Source organism: Nonomuraea sp. NPDC001699 (assembly GCF_053596455.1).
This window is the reverse complement of the sequence record NZ_JBSFGF010000010.1, coordinates 242,489-262,704: the sequence shown is the minus strand read 5'-3', so window position 1 is coordinate 262,704 and position 20,216 is coordinate 242,489. Positions and strand designations below refer to the sequence as shown.

The following is a 20,216-nucleotide window of genomic DNA, read 5'->3' as shown; positions in this document are numbered from 1 at the left end:
TCCATGCCCGCGATCGAGTGTCACACCACGCTGAAGCACACCGACTTCATCATGCGGAACCACCGGGTGCACGACGTCTCCGTGATGCCCGGGGTGACGTTCCTCGATCTCGTGTTCCGCACGCTGATGGCGACCGGGCGCGACCCCGGTGAGATCGTCCTGCGCGAGGTGCTGTTCACCGAGGCGATCGTCACCAAGCCGGAGGCCGACCGCGAGATCCGCGTCACCGTCGAGGGCGAGGACGTGCGGGCGGAGAGCCGCTGGAGCAGGGACGGGCAGCCGCTGTCCGACTGGCGGCGCAACCTCACCGGCAAGGTGGGCCCGCCGAGCACCCCCGCGCCCGCCCCAATCGACCTGGACGCCCTCCGCCGGGGCGCGCGGCGGCAGGGCGACATGGAGGACCTGTACGCCCGCGCCAGGGCCGAGGACATCAGCCACGGCGAGCCCATGAAGTGCACCGGCCGGCTGCACCACGGCGACGGCTACCTGCTGGCCGAGCTGCGGCAGGAGTCGCCCGCCCCCGGCCACGAAGGCTTCCACCTGCACCCCGCCCGCCTGGACGCGGCCACGCTCGCCGGGCTGGGCCAGACCCAGGCGTCGGGGCAGGAGCCGTTCATCCCCGTCTACATCGCCGAGTTCCGCGCGCCCCTGCGGCTCGACGCGGCCTTCCACGTGTACGCGCCGAGTCCGGAGACCATCGCGCCGTCCGGCGACGTGATCACCAACGACTTCGGCCTCTATGACGAGCGGGGACACTTCGTCGCCGGGTTCGGCGGGCTGTCGTGCAAGCGCATCAGGTCGCCCCGGCTGATCGAGCGGCTGCTCGGCGACCCCGGACGTCCGGAGCCGCCCGCCACCGGCCGCAACGGCTCCGGCGACCTGGTCGGACGCCTGCGCGAGCTCGTGGCCGGGCCGCTCGGCCGCTCGCCCGGCGACGTGCCCACCGGCACCGGCTTCTACGACCTCGGCCTGGACTCGGTCACGCTCGTGGACCTCGGCGAGCGGCTGGAGAAGATCGTCGGGCGGCGGCTCTACCCGACGCTGCTCTTCGAGTACGGCGACATCGACAGCCTCGCCGCCCACCTCTCCTCCGCCTACGACCTCACCCTGGAACAGCCGGAGCCATCGCCGGAGCCGGCGTCGGGGCCGGGCGAGACGTTGTGCTTCCGCGACGTCTGGGTGCCGCTGCCGCAGGACGGCGACGACCCCGGCGAGTACCGCGAGATCACCCCCGGCGCCCGGTACGACGGCTCCCGGCACCTCCTCATCCGGGCCACGCCCGGAGAGCCCGCCGACCCGTGCCTGGCCGTCTGGGAGACCGCGAAGGCCGTCCTCGACGCGAAGCCGGAGCGACCGGTCACCCTCACGTACGCGCACACCGGCGACGACCCCGCCCACGAGGCCGTCGGCGCGCTGGCCCGGACGATCACCGCCGAGACCCCGCTGATCCGCTGCCGCAGCATCCGCCTGGACCCCGCCGCCCCCACCTCAGCCCAGGCCGACCCGCTGCGGGACGCCTCCGCCGAGCCCGAGATCCGCTACCGGCGGGGCGAACGCCTGGTGCGCCGCTGGCTCCCGGCCGAGCCCTCCGAGGGCGGCGGAGCCGTCCCCGTCAGGAAGGGCGGCGTGTACGTGATCGCCGGCGGGACGGGCGGGATCGGCCGCGTCCTCGCCGAGCACCTGGAACGCCGCCACCAGGCCAGGGCCGTGCCCGTCAGCAGGAACGCGGAGATCTCCGCCGACCTGACCGACCCGGACCAGGTCGAACGCGCCCTCGCCACGGTCCGGGAGCGCCACGGCCGCATCGACGGCGTCTTCCACTGCGCGGGGGTCAACCGCGACGGGCTCTACCCGGGCAAGCGGGCCGCCGACGTCGAGGCCGTGGTGGCGGCCAAAGCCCTCAGCGCCCGCCACCTGGACGCCGCCACCAAGGACGACGACCTGGACTGTTTCGTGGTGTTCTCGTCGGTGTCGGCGTCCCTGGCCAACCCGGGGCAGGCCGACTACGCGTTCGCCAACGCGTACCTGGAGGAGTTCGCGCGCCGGCGGGCGGCCCGGGGGGACCGGCCGGGCCGGACCCTGGCGGTCGCGTGGCCGTACTGGGCCGAGGGCGGGATGCGGGTCGGGCCGGAGACGGTCGAGCGCTCCCGTACGGCCACCGGGATGGTCCCGCTGCCCACCGAGGCCGCCCTCGACGTGCTCGACCGCGCCCTGAGCGGGACCGGGGACGTCCTGACGGTGCTGCACGGCGACCCCGGCCGCATCCCGGACCTGCTGCCCGCCGCGCCACCGCGACCGGCCCCCCGGCCTGCGTCTTCCGTGGCGTACACCGAGGAGCGGGAGGCACGCGTCGAGGAGCCCATCGCGGTGGTCGGGCTGGCCGGGCGCTACCCCCAGGCCCCCGACCTGCGCACCTTCTGGCGCAACCTGGCCGAGGGACGCGACTGCATCGAGGAGATCCCGAACGGCCGCTGGAACCACGACGAGATCTACGACCCCGAGAAGGGCACCCTAGGCAGGACGTACGGCAAATGGGGCGGCTTCCTCGACGGCGTCGACCGCTTCGACCCCGCCTTCTTCGGCATCTCCCGCCGCGACGCCGAACGCATGGACCCGCAGGAACGGCTGTTCCTCCAGACCTGCTGGCACGCCCTGGAGGACGCCGGCCACCCGCCGGAGTCGCTGTCGGCGCACAGCGTCGGCGTGTTCGCGGGCGTCATGTGGAACCACTACCAGCTCGTCGAGGGCGGGGAGGGCGGCGTCGCCCCCACGGCCATGCACGCCTCCATCGCCAACCGCGTCTCCTACACCCTCGACCTCCACGGCCCGAGCATCGCGCTGGACACCGCCTGCTCCTCCTCGCTGACCGCCGTGCACCTGGCCGTCGAGAGCCTGCGGCGCGGCGAGTGCGACCTCGCCCTGGCCGGCGGCGTGAACGCGACCGTCCACCCGCAGAAGTACCTGCAGCTCGCCCAGGGACACTGGCTGTCGGAGGACGGCCGGTGCCGCGCCTTCGGCGCCGGCGGCAGCGGGTACGTCCCCGGCGAGGGCGTCGGGGCCGTCCTGCTCAGGCCGCTCTCGCGGGCCAGGGCGGACGGCGACCACATCTACGGCGTCATCGCCGCCACCGCCGTCAACCACACCGGCAGGACGAGCGGCGCCACCGTCCCGAGCCCGCGCTCGCAGGCCGCGCTCATCGGCACGGCGATCCGCAGGTCCGGCTGGGACCCGGCGAGCATCGGCTACATCGAGGCGCACGGCACCGGCACCTCGCTCGGCGACCCGATCGAGGTCGAGGGCATGCGCCAGGCCCTGCCGCAGGACGCGGACTGCGCGATCGGCTCGGTCAAGTCCAACATCGGCCACCTGGAGGGCGCCGCCGGGATCGCCGGGCTCACCAAGGTGCTGCTCCAGCTCCGGCACGGGCGGCTGGTGCCGTCCCTGCACGCGGAGGAGCTGAACCCGAAGATCGACTTCGACGCCACGCCCTTCCACGTGCAGCGCGCGCTGGAACCCTGGCCCCGCGTCGGCGGCACGCCCCGGCGGGCCGGGGTCAGCGCGTTCGGCGCGGGCGGCACGAACGCGCACGTCCTGGTCGAGGAGGCCCCGGAGCCCGCCCCCGGGCCGGGCGCGGGCGGGCCCTGCCTGTTCGTGCTCTCCGCCCGTACGCCGGAGGCGCTGCGCGACTACGCCCGCGCCTGGACCGGCTTCCTGGCGGAGGCCGATTCTCCGGGGTTCCCGTCGGAGGGACGGTCGCCGGGCGGTGCGGAACGGGTGGCCGCGCTGCTCGGCATCCCCGCCGACCAGCTCGACCCGGCCGACTCGCTGGGCGACCTCGGCCTCGACCCGGCCGCGCTGATCCAGCTCGGGCACGGGCTCTCGCTGGACGACACCGTCGCCGACCTGGCCGACCCCGGAACGGACCTGGCCGACCTCGCCTACACCTCGCAGGTCGGACGTACCGGCATGGCGGAGCGGCTGGCGCTCGTCGTGGACGACCTGGCCGGGCTGCGGGCCGGGCTGGAGGCGTACGCGCGAGGCGAGACCCCCGGCCCAGGCTCCTTCACCGGCTCCTCGACCGGCTCCCCGACCGGCGGCGGGGACGGGACGCCGTCGGCGGACGACTGCGTCCGGCTGTTCCGGGCCGGGCGGCTGGAGGAGGTGGCGGCGGCCTGGGCCTCGGGAGCCGAGGTGCCGTGGCGCGAGTGCCACGACGGCGGGCGGCTGATGCCTGCGCCGGTCTACCCGTTCCAGGAGGAGAGCTGCTGGCTCGGCCGCTGGCAACGCTCCACCACGCCTGCCGCGCCCCTGGGCGCCACACCCGCTGTGGAAGCGCCCGCCACCTCGCCCTCGCTGGACACTCCCGCCATCACGCCCGTCGGACCGCTCGCCGTGGATATGCCGGAGGAGGAGGCCGTGGAGCTCGTGCCGGACGGGGAAGGGGTGCGGTTCGAGGTGCTGCCCGAAGGGGTGGCGCTGGTGGTGATGGGGTCCGGGGCGTCCATGTTCACCCGGGAGCTCATCGACGACCTCCAGGCCGCGTTCGCCGAGATCGCCCGGCGCGAGGACGTCAAGGCGGTCGTGCTCACCGGCAGCGGCAACGTCTTCAGCATGGGCGCCACCCCGGAGGCGCTGCGCACGCTCGCCGGCGGCCAGGGTCGCTTCACGGACGTGCCCTTCCTGTACGAGGGCCTGCTGCGGTGCGACCGGCCGGTCATCGCCGCCGTCCAGGGGCACGCGTCGGGCGGCGGGCTGGCCTTCGGGCTGTTCGCCGACCTCGTCGTCATGGCGGCCGAAGGGGTCTACAGCGCCAACTTCATGAAGTTCGGCTTCACGCCGGGGATGGGCGCGACGTACATCCTCGAAGAGCGGCTCGGCCGGTCGGCGGCGCACGAGATGCTCTACACCGGCCGTTCCGTCACGGGTGAGGAGCTGGCCCGGCGGGGGGCGGGGGTGACCGTCCTGCCGCAGGGCGCCGTGCTGAAGGCGGCGCTCAGGCACGCCCGCTCGATCGCCGCGCTGCCGCTGCCCGCCCTGCGGGCGCTCAAGTCCGAGCTGGCCGGACGGGTGCTCGACCGGCTGCCCGGCGTCATCGCGGGGGAGTCGGGGATGCACGAGCGCGTGCTCGGGCAGGAGTCGCTGGCCCGGGTCGACGACTACTTCGCCAAGGTGGACACCTTCAAGGGCACCTCTCCGACGGCCGCCACCCCCGAGGCCGCACCCACCGAACCGACCACCCCCGCCGAACCGGCGCCCCCCAAGGCCGCAGCCGCCACACCGGCGCCCCCCAAGGCCGCAGTCGCTGACCCGGCCACGCCTGCCGACCCGGCGGCCCCCAAGGGCGGGCCCGAGCCGGGGGAGGTGCGGCGGGTCATCGAGGGCACCCTCATGAGCCACCTCTACCTCCAGGCCCACGAGGTGGACGACTCGCTGAGCTTCAGCGAGATGGGGCTGGACTCGATCGGGGCCGTGGAGATCGTCCGGGACCTGAACCGCAGCTTCGGGCTGGACCTGGACTCCGTCGCCGTCTACGACCATCCGACCGTCCCCGCGCTGGTGGAGGCCGTCCGGGACGCCGTGGCCGCCGACCGCCTCACCGTGCCCCCACCGCGTCCGGCCCCCGAACAGGAAACCCCGCGGGAGCGCCCTCTCGTCCCCGAGCAACCCACCCCGGACCAGGCGGGACGGGTCCGGCTGCCCTCGCTCGACGGCGACCGCGCGAAGCCGGAACCCGTGGCGGAGGAGCCCCCCGAGCGCACCGGCACGATCACCCTGGAGGCGGTGCGGCCCACCGAGAAGCCCGGGAAGCCCGAGAAGCCCGCCGCCCGCGAGGAGGACATCGCCGTCATCGGCATGGCCGGACGCTACCCCGACGCGCCCGACCTCCAGGCGTTCTGGCGGAACCTGGCGGACGGCCGGTGCAGTATCCGCGAGGTCCCGCCCGAGCGGTTCGACGTCTCGCGGGTGTACGACGCCGACCGCATGGCGCCCGGCCGGACGTACAGCAAATGGGCCGCCATGCTGACCGATGTCGACGCCTTCGACGCGGGCTTCTTCAACATCTCGCCGCTGGAGGCCGAGACGATGGACCCGCAGCAGCGGCTGTTCCTCCAGGAGGCGTGGCACGCCCTGGAGGACGCCGGTTACGCGGGCCGGTCCGGCCGCAGACCGTGGGGCTGCTTCGTCGGCTGCGGCGCCGGCGACTACGCGAGCCTGCTCGCGGCGGCCGGCCGCGACGACACCGGGCACGCCTTCCTCGGCAACGCCTCGTCGGTGCTGCCCGCGCGGATCGCGTACCTGCTGGACTTCGGCGGGCCGACCATGGCCGTGGACACCGCGTGCTCGTCCTCGCTGGTGGCCGTGCACCTGGCCTGCGAGAGCATCCGGCGCGGCGAGTGCGAGGCGGCGATCGCGGGTGGGGTGGCGGTGATGAACACCCCGAGGATGCACATCTGGTGCAGCAAGGCCGGGATGCTCTCGCCCACCGGGACGTGCGCGCCCTTCGACGAGTCGGCCGACGGCATCGTGCTGGGCGAGGGCGTCGGCGTGGTCGTGCTGAAGCGCCTGGACCGGGCGCTGGCGGACGGCGACCACGTCCACGGCGTCATCCGGGCCAGCGGCGTCAACGGCGACGGCGCGAGCAACGGCATCACCGCCCCCAGCGCCTCCTCCCAGGCCGAACTGCTCACCGAGGTGCACCGGCGGGCCGGGATCGGCCCCGGCGCGGTCGACTATGTCGAGACCCACGGCACCGGGACGGAGCTGGGCGACCCGATCGAGGTCAAGGCGCTGGCGAAGGTGTTCGGCGCGGACCGGGAGCGCCCGTGCCGCATCGGGTCGCTCAAGGCGAACGTGGGCCACACCACCATGGCGGCCGGGATCGGCGGGCTGCTCAAGACGCTGCTGGCGTTGCGGCACCGGCAACTGCCGCCGTCACCGGGGTTCACCCGGGCCAACCCGAAGATCGACTTCGCGGACGGCGCGCTCGAAGTGGTCACCGAGCTGTCGCCCTGGACGGCCGGCGGCTCGCGCGAGCGGGTGGCGGCCGTGAGCAGCTTCGGCTTCAGCGGGACGAACTGCCACGTCGTGGTCGCCGAGGCGCCCTCCCGCGAACCGCGTGCCGGCGGGCGCGAGGACGTCGTCGTGCCCCTGTCGGCCCCGGACGAGAGCACCTTGGCGCGGCTGCGCACCGGCCTGGCCGGCCACCTCGACGCCCACCCGGAGCTGGACGTGCGCGACGTCGCCCGTACGCTCGCCGTGGGCCGGCCGCACCTGGCGGGGGCCCGGTGCGCGTACGTCGCCGGGGATCTCGCGGACCTGCGCGGCCAGTTGCGCGACGGCGCCCGCCCGGCATCCGGCGAGGCGGGACGCCTCGCCGCGCGGTACACCGGCGGCGACGACCTCTCCTGGGACGACTGGGACGACCTGACGGCGGGCGGACGGCGGGTGCCGCTGCCCGGACACCCGTTCGCGGACGACCTGCGCCACTGGGTGGGCCGCGACGGCCACCCGACCCCGCCCACCGGAGACACGCGGATCCGCCCCGACGACCTGCTGGTCGCCGACCACCGGATCGGCGACACCCCCGTGCTGCCCGGCGTGGCCTTCCTGACGATCGCCGCCGAGCGCGGCGGGCTGTCCGGTCCGGTGCGGTTCGAGCGGGTACGGTGGCTGCGCCCGTTCGAGGTGCGCGAGGCCCGTCCCCTGGACGTGGTCGTCCACGACGACGGCGGCTTCGAGCTGGACGGGCACGCGCGCGGCACCCTGCGGACCGGCGACGGCGCACTGCGCCCGCTGGACGTCGCGGCGATCGGGGCGCGCTGCGCGGACAGCCGTCCGGCCGACGACCTCTACCGCGCCTTCGACCGTGCCGGGCTGCACTACGGGCCCGGGTTCCGGGTGCTGCGCGAGGTCCGCGTCGGCGACGGCGAGGCGCTCGGCGTGCTGCGCGACGGCGCTCGCTGGGAGGCGCTCCTGGACGGCGCCCTCCAGACCGTCGCGGCGCTGCGTCCCGAGGACGGCGAGCCCGCGATGCCGTTCAGCGTGGAGTCGGCCGAGCTGGACGGCCCGATCACCGGCCCCTCCTACGCCCACGTCACCGACGAGGGCCGGGACGGCTACACGGTCCGCCTCGCCGACGCCGAAGGGCAGGTCAGGGCGGAGTTCCGCGGGGTCGTCCTGCGGGCCCGACCGGCCCGACCGGCTCGTCCGTCGGCGGAGGGCATGACCTTCGCCCCGGTCTGGCACAGGACGCGACCCGCCGTCGCCTCCGCGGAGGCCGGTGGCGGACGGGCGCTCGTCCTGCACACCCCGGCCGCCGAACCGCTGGCCCGCGCCCTGCTGGACGAGCACGAGGACGGCCGCCTGGCGCCGCTGGCCCCGCCCGCCCCGCCGGAGGGACGGTACGACACGGTGTACGTCCTCGCCCTGACCGGCCCGGACGGCCCGCCCGCCGACGACCCCACCACCCACGACGTGTTCCGCCTGGTCAAGCGGCTCTCCGAGCGAGGCCGGGGCGGATGGACGCCCACGGTGAAGGTGGTCGTCGCCGGAGCCGTGCGGGCCGGGGACGAGGAGATCGTCCCGCACGCGGCCGGCGTGATCGGCCTGACCAGGGCTCTGGCCGCCGAGCACCCGCACTGGACGGTCGCCACCATCGACGTCGGCACCGGGCCATGGCCGCCCGCCGACCTCGCCCGCCTGGTACGCGCCGAGAGCTGCGCCGACGAGCTGGTCGCCCTCCGCGACGGCCACCGCCACGTCCGCACCCTGGAACCTTTGCCCCTGCCCGCCGAGGGCGACGGGCCGTACCGGGACGGCGGGGCGTACCTGATCGTGGGCGGGACCGGCGGGCTCGGACGCACCTTGAGCAGGCATCTGGCCGCCACCGTGGGAGCGCGGCTGGCGCTGGTCGGACGGCGGGCGATCACTCAGGAGATCCGCGAGCAGCTCGCCGAGATCGAGTCGCTCGGCGGGCGGGCCGTGTACCTGCGGGCCGACGTGGCCGACCGGACCGCGTTCGGCGGGGCCGTCGAGGTCGCGCGGGAGCGGTTCGGCGAGCTCCACGGCGCCTTCCACGCCGCTCTGGTGCTGCGCGACATGACGCTCGCCAACATGGACGACGACGCGTTCACCCAGGTGCTCTCGCCCAAGGTCGCCGGTGCCGCCGTCTTCGCGGAGGCGCTGGCGGGCCTGCCGCTCGACTTCCTGGCCTACTTCTCGTCCGCGGCCTCGTTCGTCGAGGTGGGCGGGCAGGCGAACTACGCGGCCGCGGGCACGTTCGAGGACGCCTACGCGCTGAGCCTGCGCGACCGGCCCGTGAGCGTGATCAACTGGGGCTACTGGGGGAGCGTCGGCGCGGTCTCCGGAGGCGGCTACGACGGCCGGTTCGCCGAGCTGGGCATCGGCTCGATCGAGCCCGGGGAGGGCATGGCGGCGCTGGAGTCCGTCCTGAGGTCGGGCGCGCGGCAGGCGCTCGTCGTCAAGGCGGACGCGAAGGGCCTGGCCCACATCGGCGTCCGCACCCCGGACCTCGCCCCCGAGCACGCCAGGACCGGCGGTGGAGGGGAGCTGGAGCGGGCGCGGGCGGCGTTCGCCGAGCTGGACGAGCTGGCCCGCGGGCTGCTGCGCCGGTCGGCCGACCGGGTCAGGGCCGTCGGGAATGTGCGCGAGGACCGCCGGCGGCTGCGTGCCGCCGTCCTCGACCTGCTGGACCGGCCCGCGCGGGAGGGGTCGCCGGAGGAGGTGCTGGCCCGGTTCCCCGACCTGGAGCCGCACGTCAAGCTGCTGACCGCCTGCGTCGAGGCGCTGCCCGGCGTGCTGGCGGGCGAGCGCGACCCCATGGAGGTGCTGTTCCCCGGCGGCTCGATGAGCCTGGTCGAGCAGGTCTACAAGGGGCAGGCGGTCTCGGACCACTTCAACCGCCTGCTCGCCGAGGAGGCCGCCCGCGGCGGCCCCCGCCGCGTCCTGGAGATCGGGGCCGGTACGGGGGCCAGCACCGGTTTCGTCCTGGACGCCCTCGAAGGCCAGGACGTCGAGTACACCTACACCGACATCTCGGCCGGATTCCTGCGCCACGGCGAGCGCGAGTTCGCCGGACGCCGCCCGGACCTCGTCCTCGCCCTCCTCGACGTGGAACGCGACCCGGCCGAGCAGGGCTTCGAGACCGGGGCCTACGACGTCGTACTGGCCACGAACGTCCTGCACGCCACCGCCGACGTCGGCCGGACGCTGCGCAACGCCGCCGCGCTGCTGCGTCCCGGCGGCCGGCTGCTGGTCAACGAGGTGACCAGGGCGGCCGACTTCCTGACCCTCACGTTCGGGCTGACGCCGGGATGGTGGCGCTTCACGGACGAGGAACTGCGCCTGCCGCACAGCCCGCTGCTCGGCGCGGTCCAGTGGCAGCGGGCGTTCAGGGAGGCCGGTCTCACCCCCGCCCGCACCCTCGGCATCCCCGGCACGCCCGTCGAGGAGCTCGACCAGTGCGTCCTGGTGGGCGAGACGGCGTCCGCCACCACCGCCGCCACCGGCGCGCGCGACTACGTCAAGCGGGTGTTCGCCGAGGTGCTCAAGTACGGCACCACCGACCTGGACGAGCGCGCCACGTTCGAGACCTTCGGCATCGACTCGCTGGTGAGCCAGAACGTCATCCACCGGTTCGAGCAGGACCTCGGGCCGCTGCCGTCCACGCTCCTGTTCGAGAACCTGACGATCGAGGAGCTGGCCGCGTACCTGGAGGGCGAGCACGGCGAGCGCCTGCGCGCGGCCCTGGGAGACCAGCCCGCGCGGGAGGAGCCGGCGCGGGCCGCGACGCGACGCGAGCCCGCCACGCAGGCCCTCGACATCGCCGTGGTCGCGATGACCGGCCGCTACCCGGCCTCCCCCGATCTGGGCGCCTTCTGGAGCAACCTCGCGAAGGGCGCGAACTGCATCACCGAGGCGGACCGCTTCGACCTGGACGCCCTGTACGACCCCAAACGCGGACGCAAGCAGCGCACCTACAGCAAGTGGGGCGGCTTCATCGAGGGCGTGGAGCAGTTCGACGCGCCGTTCTTCGGCATCCTGCCGCGCGACGCCGAGATCACCGACCCGCAGGAACGCCTGTTCCTGGAGACCGCCTGGACCCTGCTCGAAGACGCCGGCTACCTGAGCGAGCACACCAGGCAGCCGAGCACCGGCGTCTTCGTCGGCACCATGTACGGCTCCTACGGGCGCATGGCGGCGGCCGAGGGCTGGCCGGACGGCAGGTACGCGGGGGCGCACTCGGCGTACTGGTCGATCGCCAACCGGGTGTCGTACTTCTTCGACCTGCGCGGGCCGAGCCTCGCCGTCGACTCGGCCTGCTCGTCGTCGCTGACCGCCCTCCAGCTCGCCTGCGAGAGCCTGCGGCGCGGCGAGTGCGCGCAGGCCATCGCGGGCGGCGTCAACCTGATCCTGCACCCCGCCCACTTCGTCGCGCTCTGCTCGCTGAACATGCTCGCCGCCGACGGCGCCTGCAAGGTGTTCGACGAGGCGGCGGACGGGTTCGTACCGGGGGAGGGCGTCGGGGCGGTGCTGCTCAAGCCCCTGGCCGACGCCGAGGCGGACGGCGACCGGATCTACGGCGTCATCAAGGGCGCCTTCGCCAACGCCGGGGGCAAGACCGCCGGATACACCGTGCCCAATCCGAGCGCGCAGGCCGACCTGGTTTCCGAGGCGGTCCGGCGGGCGGGGCTGGACCCCCGGACCATCTCCTACGTCGAGGCGCACGGCACCGGCACCGCCCTCGGCGACCCCATCGAGATCGCCAGCCTGACCAGAGCCTTCACCTCCCATGCTCCCCGGAACGAGGCCGGGAGCGGGGATGGGGACGGCGTGGACCGGCTGGTCGGCTCCGTCAAGGCCAACATCGGGCACCTGGAGGGCGCGGCGGGCATCGCCGGGCTGACGAAGGTGCTGCTGCAGTTCCAGCACGGCAAGGTGGCTCCCTGCGCGAACCTGGAGACGCCCAACTCGAAGATCGACTTCTCGGCGTCCCCCTTCCGGCCGCCGGACCGGCTGACCGACTGGCGGCGGCCCGTCCTCGACGGCGAGACCTTCCCGCGCCGCGCGGGGGTCAGCTCGTTCGGCGCCGGAGGGGCCAACGTGCACGTGGTCCTGGAGGAGTACGTGCCCACCGCCGGGACGCCGTCCGAGCCCGCCGACGCCGCCGAGCAGGTGATCCTGCTGTCGGCCCGTACCCGCGACCAGCTCCGCGCCATGGCCGGCCGGGTCGCCGACGTCGCGGCGAGCGGGCGGGCCGGGCTGGCGGAGCTGGCCTACACCACCCAGGTGGGCCGGGCCGAGCTGCCCGAACGGCTCGCCGTCCGGGCCGCCACCCTGGACGAGCTCGCCGCCCGGCTGCGTTCCTTCGCCGACGACGGCGAGGCGGACGGCGTCCTCGTGGGGACGGCGGAGACCGGCGCCGACCAGCCTCCGCCGGAGGACGGCGCGGAGGGGCTCGGGGCGGGGTGGGTCGCGGGCGCCCGGGTGAACTGGGGCAGCAAATGGCCCGCCCCCCACCCGCGCCGCGTAACCCTCCCGCCCTACCCCTTCGACCACCGCCCCTACTGGCTCCCCTCCACCCCCACCCCCACCTCCGACCAAACCCCCACCCCCAGCCTGTCCACGGCAACCTCCGCTCGGACCCCTGAGCCGACCCCCGAGCCTGGCTCCGGGGTGGCCGCCGCGCCGGCTCCGGAGCCCGTCTTTGGGCTGACGTCCGCGACGGCCGCCGGTCCCGCTCCCAAGCCGGGCTCTGGAGAGGGCTCCCCGAGCGAGGCGGGAGCCGCTGACGGGCGTTGCACCTACCTGCGCCCCCTCTGGACGCCCGCCCCACTCCCCGAAGGAACCCGGGAACCGGAAGCGCTCGTAGTGCTCACCGAGAACGACCGGCTCGCCGAAGCACTCGGCGGCCTCCGGCTCCACCCCGGCGACGCATCTCCGACGGACGCCGCAGGGGGCGGACGTTCGGTCGGCGACCTGGGACGGGCCCCGGACGCGATCGTGATCGCCCCGTCCGACCCGTTCCCCGGGACCGCCGCCTTCGAGGCCCTGCTCCGGACGTCCACAGCCGTCCTGCGAGACGGCGGCCCGCTCCGGGTCGTGGTGTCCGTGCAGGCCGGCGAGCCTCACCACACCGCCCTGGCCGCCGCCCTGAGAACGCTGGCCCTGGAGCACACCGGATTCAGCGGCGTGTGCGTCACCGGCGCCACCCCGGCGCAGGTCGCGGCCGAGCTGCGCGCGCCCGCCGCCGGAACCGCCCCCGAGCAGCGGGTCTCCGAGGTCGCCTACCGCGACGGCGCCCGCCTACTGAAGGGCATGGAACCGTACGAGCCGCCTCCACCCGGGCTGGACGTCCGGCCGGACGGCACGTACCTGATCACCGGCGGCGCCGGGGCCATCGGGCTGGCGTTCGCCCGTTTCCTCGCCGAGCGCGGGGCGGCGAAGCTGGTCCTGACCGGCCGGTCCGACCCCGGCGACGACATCGCGCGCCGGATCGCCGGACTGCCCGCCGTGTACGTGCGCGCCGACGTCTGCTCGGCCGCCGATCTGCGCGACCTGTGCGACCGGTACGGCCCCTTCCACGGCGTCATCCACGCCGCCGGCATCCACCTGGACGCGCGGGCCGTGCGCAAACGTCCCGAGGACACGCGGGCCGTGCTGGGACCCAAGATCCTCGGCACCGTCCTGCTCGACGAGGCCCTGCGCGGGCAGCCGCCGGACTTCCTGGCGCTGTTCTCGTCGGTGGCGGCCGAGACCGGCAACATCGGGCAGATCGACTACGCCTACGCCAACGCCTTCCTCAACCACTTCGCCGAGCTGCGCGAGCGGCTCGGGCACGGCAGGACGCTCGCCGTCGGCTGGCCGCTGTGGGAGGAGGGCGGCATGAAGGTGGACGACGCCACCCGCCGGCTGTTCGCACGCCGCTGGGGCAGCGTCCCGATGAGCACCGCCGCCGGCCTGACCGCCTTCGCCAGAGGGCTGGCCGGGGCCGAGACGAGCTTCGCCGTCGTCGAAGGCCCCTCCGAGCCCGCCCCCGAACGCTCCCAGCCGCCCGCGACCCCCGAATCCGAGGTTATGGAGATGAGTGAGCCCATGTCCGCGCCGGAGACGACCGGGCCCGACGACGATCTGACCGAGGCGGTCCGGGCGGAGCTGCGCCGCGCGGCGGCCGGATTCCTGCTGGTGGGCGAGGAGCACGTGGACCTCGACGCCGAGCTGATGGACATGGGGTTCGACTCGATCTCCATGGCCGAGCTGGTGGACCAGGTGAACGAACGGTACAAGCTGGACCTGCTGCCGACCGTGCTCTTCGAGGCGACCGACCTGGCCACGTTCTGCGAGCACCTGCTCGCCGAGCACCCGGCCGAGCTCGCCGCCGCCCACACCTCACCCAGCCCTCCAGAGAGACCAGCCGAAGAACCTCCCGCCGCCCCTGCCGGGCGGCAGGAGGACGCCGAGCCAGGCCCGGCGCCGGAGACCGTGACCACGCCCCCACCCCCCGGCGCCGGGACCTCCCCGGCCACGACGGACAGCACCGCGACAGAGAGCACCGAGACAGAGAGCACCGTGACGGAGAGGGCCGTGACGGGCGGGATCGCGATCGTCGGCATGGCGGGCCTGTTCCCTGGCTCCACCGACCTGGACGACTTCTGGCGCCACCTCGCCGAGGGCCACGACCTCACCCGCCCGGTCCCCGACGACCGGCGCGAGCTGCGCGAGAACCCCGAGACGGCGAACGTCCGCGCCGGCTTCCTCGACGACGTCCGCTCCTTCGACGCCGCGCTGTTCGGCATCTCGCCCAAGGAGGCGGCGATGATGGACCCGCAGCAGCGGCTGTTCCTCCAGACCGTCTGGCGGGCCGTCGAGGACGCCGGCCACCGCCCCGCCGACCTGGCCGGCACCAGGACGGGCCTGTTCGCGGGCGTGTCCGCGTGCGACTACGACGACCTGCTGCGCGAGTACGGCGTGCCGGTCGAGGCCCACACGGCCAGCGGCGTGGCCGACTGCATCCTGGCCAACCGCGTCTCCCACCTGCTGGACCTGCGCGGCCCGAGCGAGGCGGTCGACACCGCCTGCTCCAGCTCCCTCGTCGCCCTGCACCACGCGGTCCGCGCCATCGAGGACGGCGAGTGCGACGCGGCCATCGCCGGCGGCGTCAACCTGACGCTGAGCCCGGGGCTCTACATCGCGTTCGCCAAGTCCGGCATGATCAGCGAGGACGGCGTCTGCAAGACGTTCGACGAGCGCGCCGACGGCTACGGCCGGGGCGAGGGCTGCGGAGCCGTCCTGCTCAAGCCGCTGAAGACGGCGCTGGAGGACGGCGACCAGATCCTCGCCGTGATCAGGGGCAGCGCGGTCAACCACGGGGGGCGGGCCAGCTCGCTCACCGCGCCCAACCCCGAGGCGCAGGCGCGCGTGCTGGTCGACGCCTACCGCAAGGCGGACGTCGACCCCTCCCGCGTCACCTACATCGAGGCGCACGGCACCGGCACCAGGCTCGGCGACCCGATCGAGATCGAGGGCATGAAGAAGGCGTTCGCCCGCCTGTACGCCGACCGGGGGCGGCCCGCGCCGGACGTCCCGCACGTCGCCCTGGCCACCGTGAAGACCAACATCGGCCATCTGGAGGCGGCGGCCGGCATCGCGGGGCTGCTCAAGGTGCTGCTCTGCATGCGCCACGGGGCCCTGCCGCCGTCGATCCACTACGAGCGGCCCAACCCGTACGTGCGGCTGGAGGGGAGCCCGTTCACCATCAACACGCGGCTCACGCCGTGGGACGGGGCGGACCGGGTGGCCGGGGTGAGCTCGTTCGGCTTCGGCGGCACGAACGCGCACGTGGTGCTGGAGGCGTACCGGCAGCCGATCCCGGCGGAGACGGCGGGGGAGCCGCGGGTGCTGGTCCTGTCGGCGGGCCGCCGCGAAGCCCTGGAGGAGTACGCGCGGGACGTCGCGCGTCACATCCGGGAACATCCGGAGATCGGCCTCGACCGCATCGCCTGGACCCTGCAGAACGGACGCCGCCACCTGGCCGAACGGCTGGCCGTGGTGGTCACGGATCGCGAGCAGGCGGTCCGGGCGCTGAGCGGCGAGCCGGCGGGCGTGCACAGGGGCACCGCCCGCAGGGACGCCCCGGCGCCGTGGGGGACCGGGCCGGAGGACCTGGCCGAGGCGTGGGTCTCCGGCAGCGAGGTGGACTGGCAGGGGCTGTGGCAGGGCCCGCGCCCGGTGCGGGTCTCGCTGCCCGGCCCGCCCTTCGCCCGCGTCGAGCACTGGTTCACCGCCCCCGAGTCGCCCGCCGTCCAGGACGCCGGGACCGTCGGGCCGGCCGCGCCGCCCGTCGCTCAGAACGGCGGGGCCGTGCGGCGGACCAGCGACGGGAAGGTGCGCCTGCGCGCCGCCAAGGGCGGCAGGACGCCGGACGCGCCCGCCCCCGCCGCGCGTACGGAGGCCACGCGGCCGGACGAGACGCCGGTCGCGCCCGCCGGAGGGCCTGCCGGGGTCGAGGAGATGTTGCGCGAGAGGCTCTCCACGATCCTGGACGCCGACCCCGACGGCGTGGACGTGGACACCCCCTTCGAGGAGCTGGGGCTCGACTCCATCTTCCGGATGGAACTGGTCAAGGCGATCAACACCGCCTTCTCCCTCGACCTCCAGGCAGCCGAGCTGTACGAGTACGACACGGTGGACCGGCTTGCCCGCGCCGTGGAATCAGCCATCACCGAATCCACCGCCCCCACCCCGACCCGAGAACCCGACCCCGCCCCGAAGCCCACCAGGAAACCGGCCCCCGACCCCGCGCGACGCAAGGCCCCGGAACCCGCACAACGCAAGGCTCCGGAATCCACGCGGCGGAAGCCCCCGGAACCCGCGCGACAGGAGGCGTCCGACCTGGAGGGCCGGCTCGCGGAGCTGGTGGGCGCGATCATCGAGCGCCCGCTCGACCCCCGCCGCAGCTTCGCCGACAACGGCCTCACCTCCTTCGAGATGCTGCGCGTGGTGAGCGTCCTGGAGAAGCAGGTCGGCGCGTTGCGCAAGACCCTCCTGTTCGACCATCCCACGCTCGCCGACCTGGCCGCGCACCTGCACGACGAGCGCGGCGTCGAGTCCGTGCACCCCCCGCAGGAGCAGGACGGGCTCGCCACGCACGAGACGCGGGCACGCGACGGCGAGCCGGCCGTGCTGCTGAAGCGGGACCTGCACCGGCACCCGGACCTGCGCGACCTGGTGGCCGACATCGACCGCCGGCACGCCAAGGAAGGCGGCCTGGCCGGACGTGACATCGCGCCCCTGGCCTTCATCGGCTCGGCCAGGAAGGGCTACCTGCACGTCTCCGAGAACGCCGGCAACCTGCTGGCCTGGAGCTACGCCGGTTCCGAGGAGTACTTCCACGAGCTGGTCGAGGAGTACACCGCCTACGCGAAGGCGCGCGGCCTGCGGCCCAACTTCCTGTCCCTCCTGCCGGTGCGCGAGGTGGGCGGGGAGCCGTACAGCGCGACGCCGTTCGGGGCCGTGCAGCGGCTGGAGGACCTGGGGTCCTTCACGCTGAAGGGCGGGCGGATGGAACGCCTGCGGTACATGGTCCGGCGTTTCTGCAAGGCGGGCGAGTGCCGGACGGCCGAGTACCGCTCGGGCGAGGACCCCGCGATGGACCGCAGGCTGGCCGGGCTGGTGGACGAGTGGGCCGGTCGCAAGCAGATGGTCAACCCGTACGTGTCGGTCGTCCGGCGGGAGATCGAGGAGGGCCGCCTGGACCGCAGGCACCGGGTCTTCGTCACCTACCTGGACGACGAGGTGGCCAACGCGGTCGTCATCACGAAGATCCCGTCGGAGAACGGCTACCTGCTGGACGTCGAGTTCTACCCCAAGGGCATGCCGCTCGGCGGGCTGGAGTTCGCGATCGTGCAGATCATCGAGCAGCTCGTGGACGAGGGATGCTCGATGTTCAGCTTCGGCGCCAGCTTCGGCGTGGAGACGGAGGAGTCGGCCAACGCCGCCCCGGACGTGCGGCAGGCGCTGGACGAGCTGCGGTCGGCGGGGATATTCGGCGAGGGGAACTTCCAGTTCAAGAACAAGTTCCGGCCGGTGAACGTCCCCATCTACCTGTGCCAGCCGGAAGGGGAGGACCGCACGCCGGTGTCGGAGATCATCCTCATGATCGCCGACCCCGACCTCCGCCCCGCCACCGACACAACCCCCACCGACAACGAACCCACCGACAACGAACCCACCGACAAAGGGTCTGCGAACGAAGAGCCCGCCGATGCCGAGCCCGCCCGGGTCGAGCTGCTGGCCCGGTACGGCGGCGAGCCGGCCCGCGTCCCCGCCCACCACGTCACCACCGACCTGATCACCGACTCCTGGGCCGAGCTGGACGCCCCCTGGATCGCCGAACGGCTGCGACGGCTGACGGACCGGTCGGCCGCCCGCCCGGACCCGGAGATCACGGGCCTGCCGTTCCCCTGCATCGTCCCGACGGGCTCCGGCCGGGCGGCCGAGGCGCTGCTGTGCCGGTCGTGGCCGGGCCGGCCGGGACGCGTGCTGCACAACGGCCTGTTCCCGACGTGGTTCCTGAACCTGGCCGACCACGGCTTCAAGCCGGTCGAGCTCCCCAGCGGCCCGGAGGTCGACGTCGAGGCGTTGCGGGCGGAGCTGGCCGGGGACGAGCCGGTGTCGTTCGTCTGCGTGGAGGTCGGGAACAACGCGGCCGGCGGCGCGCCGACGTCGCTGGCGAACCTGCGCGCGGTCAAGGAGGCCGCGGCCCGGCACGGCGTCCCGCTGGTGGTCGACGGCGCTCGCGTGGTGGACAACGCCGTGGCGGTCGCGGACGGCCGGGACGTGTGGGAGGTCGTCCGCGAGATCCTCGAACTGGCCGACAGCGCCACGATCAGCCTGTCCAAGGACTTCGGGGTGCCGTTCGGCGGCCTGCTCGCCACCCGCGACGACGCGCTGCGCGAGCGGGTCGCCGAACGGCTGGAGACCTGGGGCAGGGACGTCGGCCTGGCCAACCGCCGGATCATCGCGGCCGCGCTGGAGGACCGCGAGACGGTGGCCGAGCAGGTACGCGCCCGGGGGGACGCGGTCGCGGCGCTGCGGCAGGGCCTGTCGGAGGCGGGCGTTCCGCTGGAGGGCCCGCCCGGCGGTCACTGCGTGCTGCTCAAGGACGCCGACCACGTACGGATCTTCCGGGAGACGGGCATCAGGGGCGCTCCGCACTTCGGCCGCGAGGGCGTGGTGCGCCTGGCGGTGCCGGTCGGCCTGAGCGTCGAGGACGCCAAGGACGCCGCCGCCCGCCTCTCCACCCTCCTGGCCCCCACCACCCCCGAAGCCGCCGACAACCCCCGGGGAACCCGCGGCAGACCCGGAGCCCGCCGCAGCGACGCCGGCAACCCCAACCTGGCGATCCTGCGCGAGCACAACCCCGACGTCGAACACGAGATCCTCACCACCCCGGACGGCGACGTCGAACTGTTCAGCGCCGGCTCGGGACCGCCGCTGCTGCTCATGCACCCGTTCAACATCGGCGCCGGCGTCTACGCCGCCCAGTTCAAGGGCCTGGCCCACCGCTACCGGGTGACGTCCGTGCACCATCCGGGCGTCGGCGCGACCACCGCCGCCGCCGACCTGTCGCTCGGCGGCCTGGCCCGGCTCTGCCACGACGTGGCGGGCGGCCCCGCGCACGTGGCCGGGGCGTCGTTCGGCGGGCTGGTGGCCCTGACGTACGCGCTCGACCACCCGGACGACACCGAGTCGCTGATCCTGATCGGCAGCTCCTGCCGCATCGGCAACCGGGTCGGCGACATCGACAAGCTGGAGGTGGTGGCCACCCAGGACTTCGACCGGGTCGTCGAGGGCAGCGGATCGAAGCGGCTGCGCAAGCGGCGCGCCGGCCTGATGCGGCTGCTGCTGCGCGCGGAGAGCATGGCCCCGCAGGTGGGCCTGCGCTACCTGGACGTGTTCGCCGAACGCCCGGACCTGGGCGACCGGCTGGCCGAGATCCGGGCGCGCACGCTGATCGTCCAGGGCCGGTACGACACCGTCATCCCGGCCAAGACCGCGCACCTGCTGCACGCCATGATCCCCGACTCCCGCTACGAGGAGATCCCCGACGCGGGTCACTTCCCCCAGCTCACCAGCCCCGACCACGTCAACCGGCTGATCTGCGAGTTCCATGATGAAACGAATTGACGACAGCA

The 20,216-nt window shown here is 74.3% G+C and carries 1 protein-coding gene; it reads left to right on the top strand.

Translation table 11 applies throughout. The features are described 5' to 3' along the window. The first annotated feature begins 3 nt into the window (after positions 1-3). Positions 4-20,208, top strand: a complete 20,205-nt coding sequence (locus tag ACWCSU_RS29385; protein ID WP_449939250.1) for an SDR family NAD(P)-dependent oxidoreductase — start codon at positions 4-6, stop codon at positions 20,206-20,208. Positions 20,209-20,216: the final 8 nt, after the last annotated feature.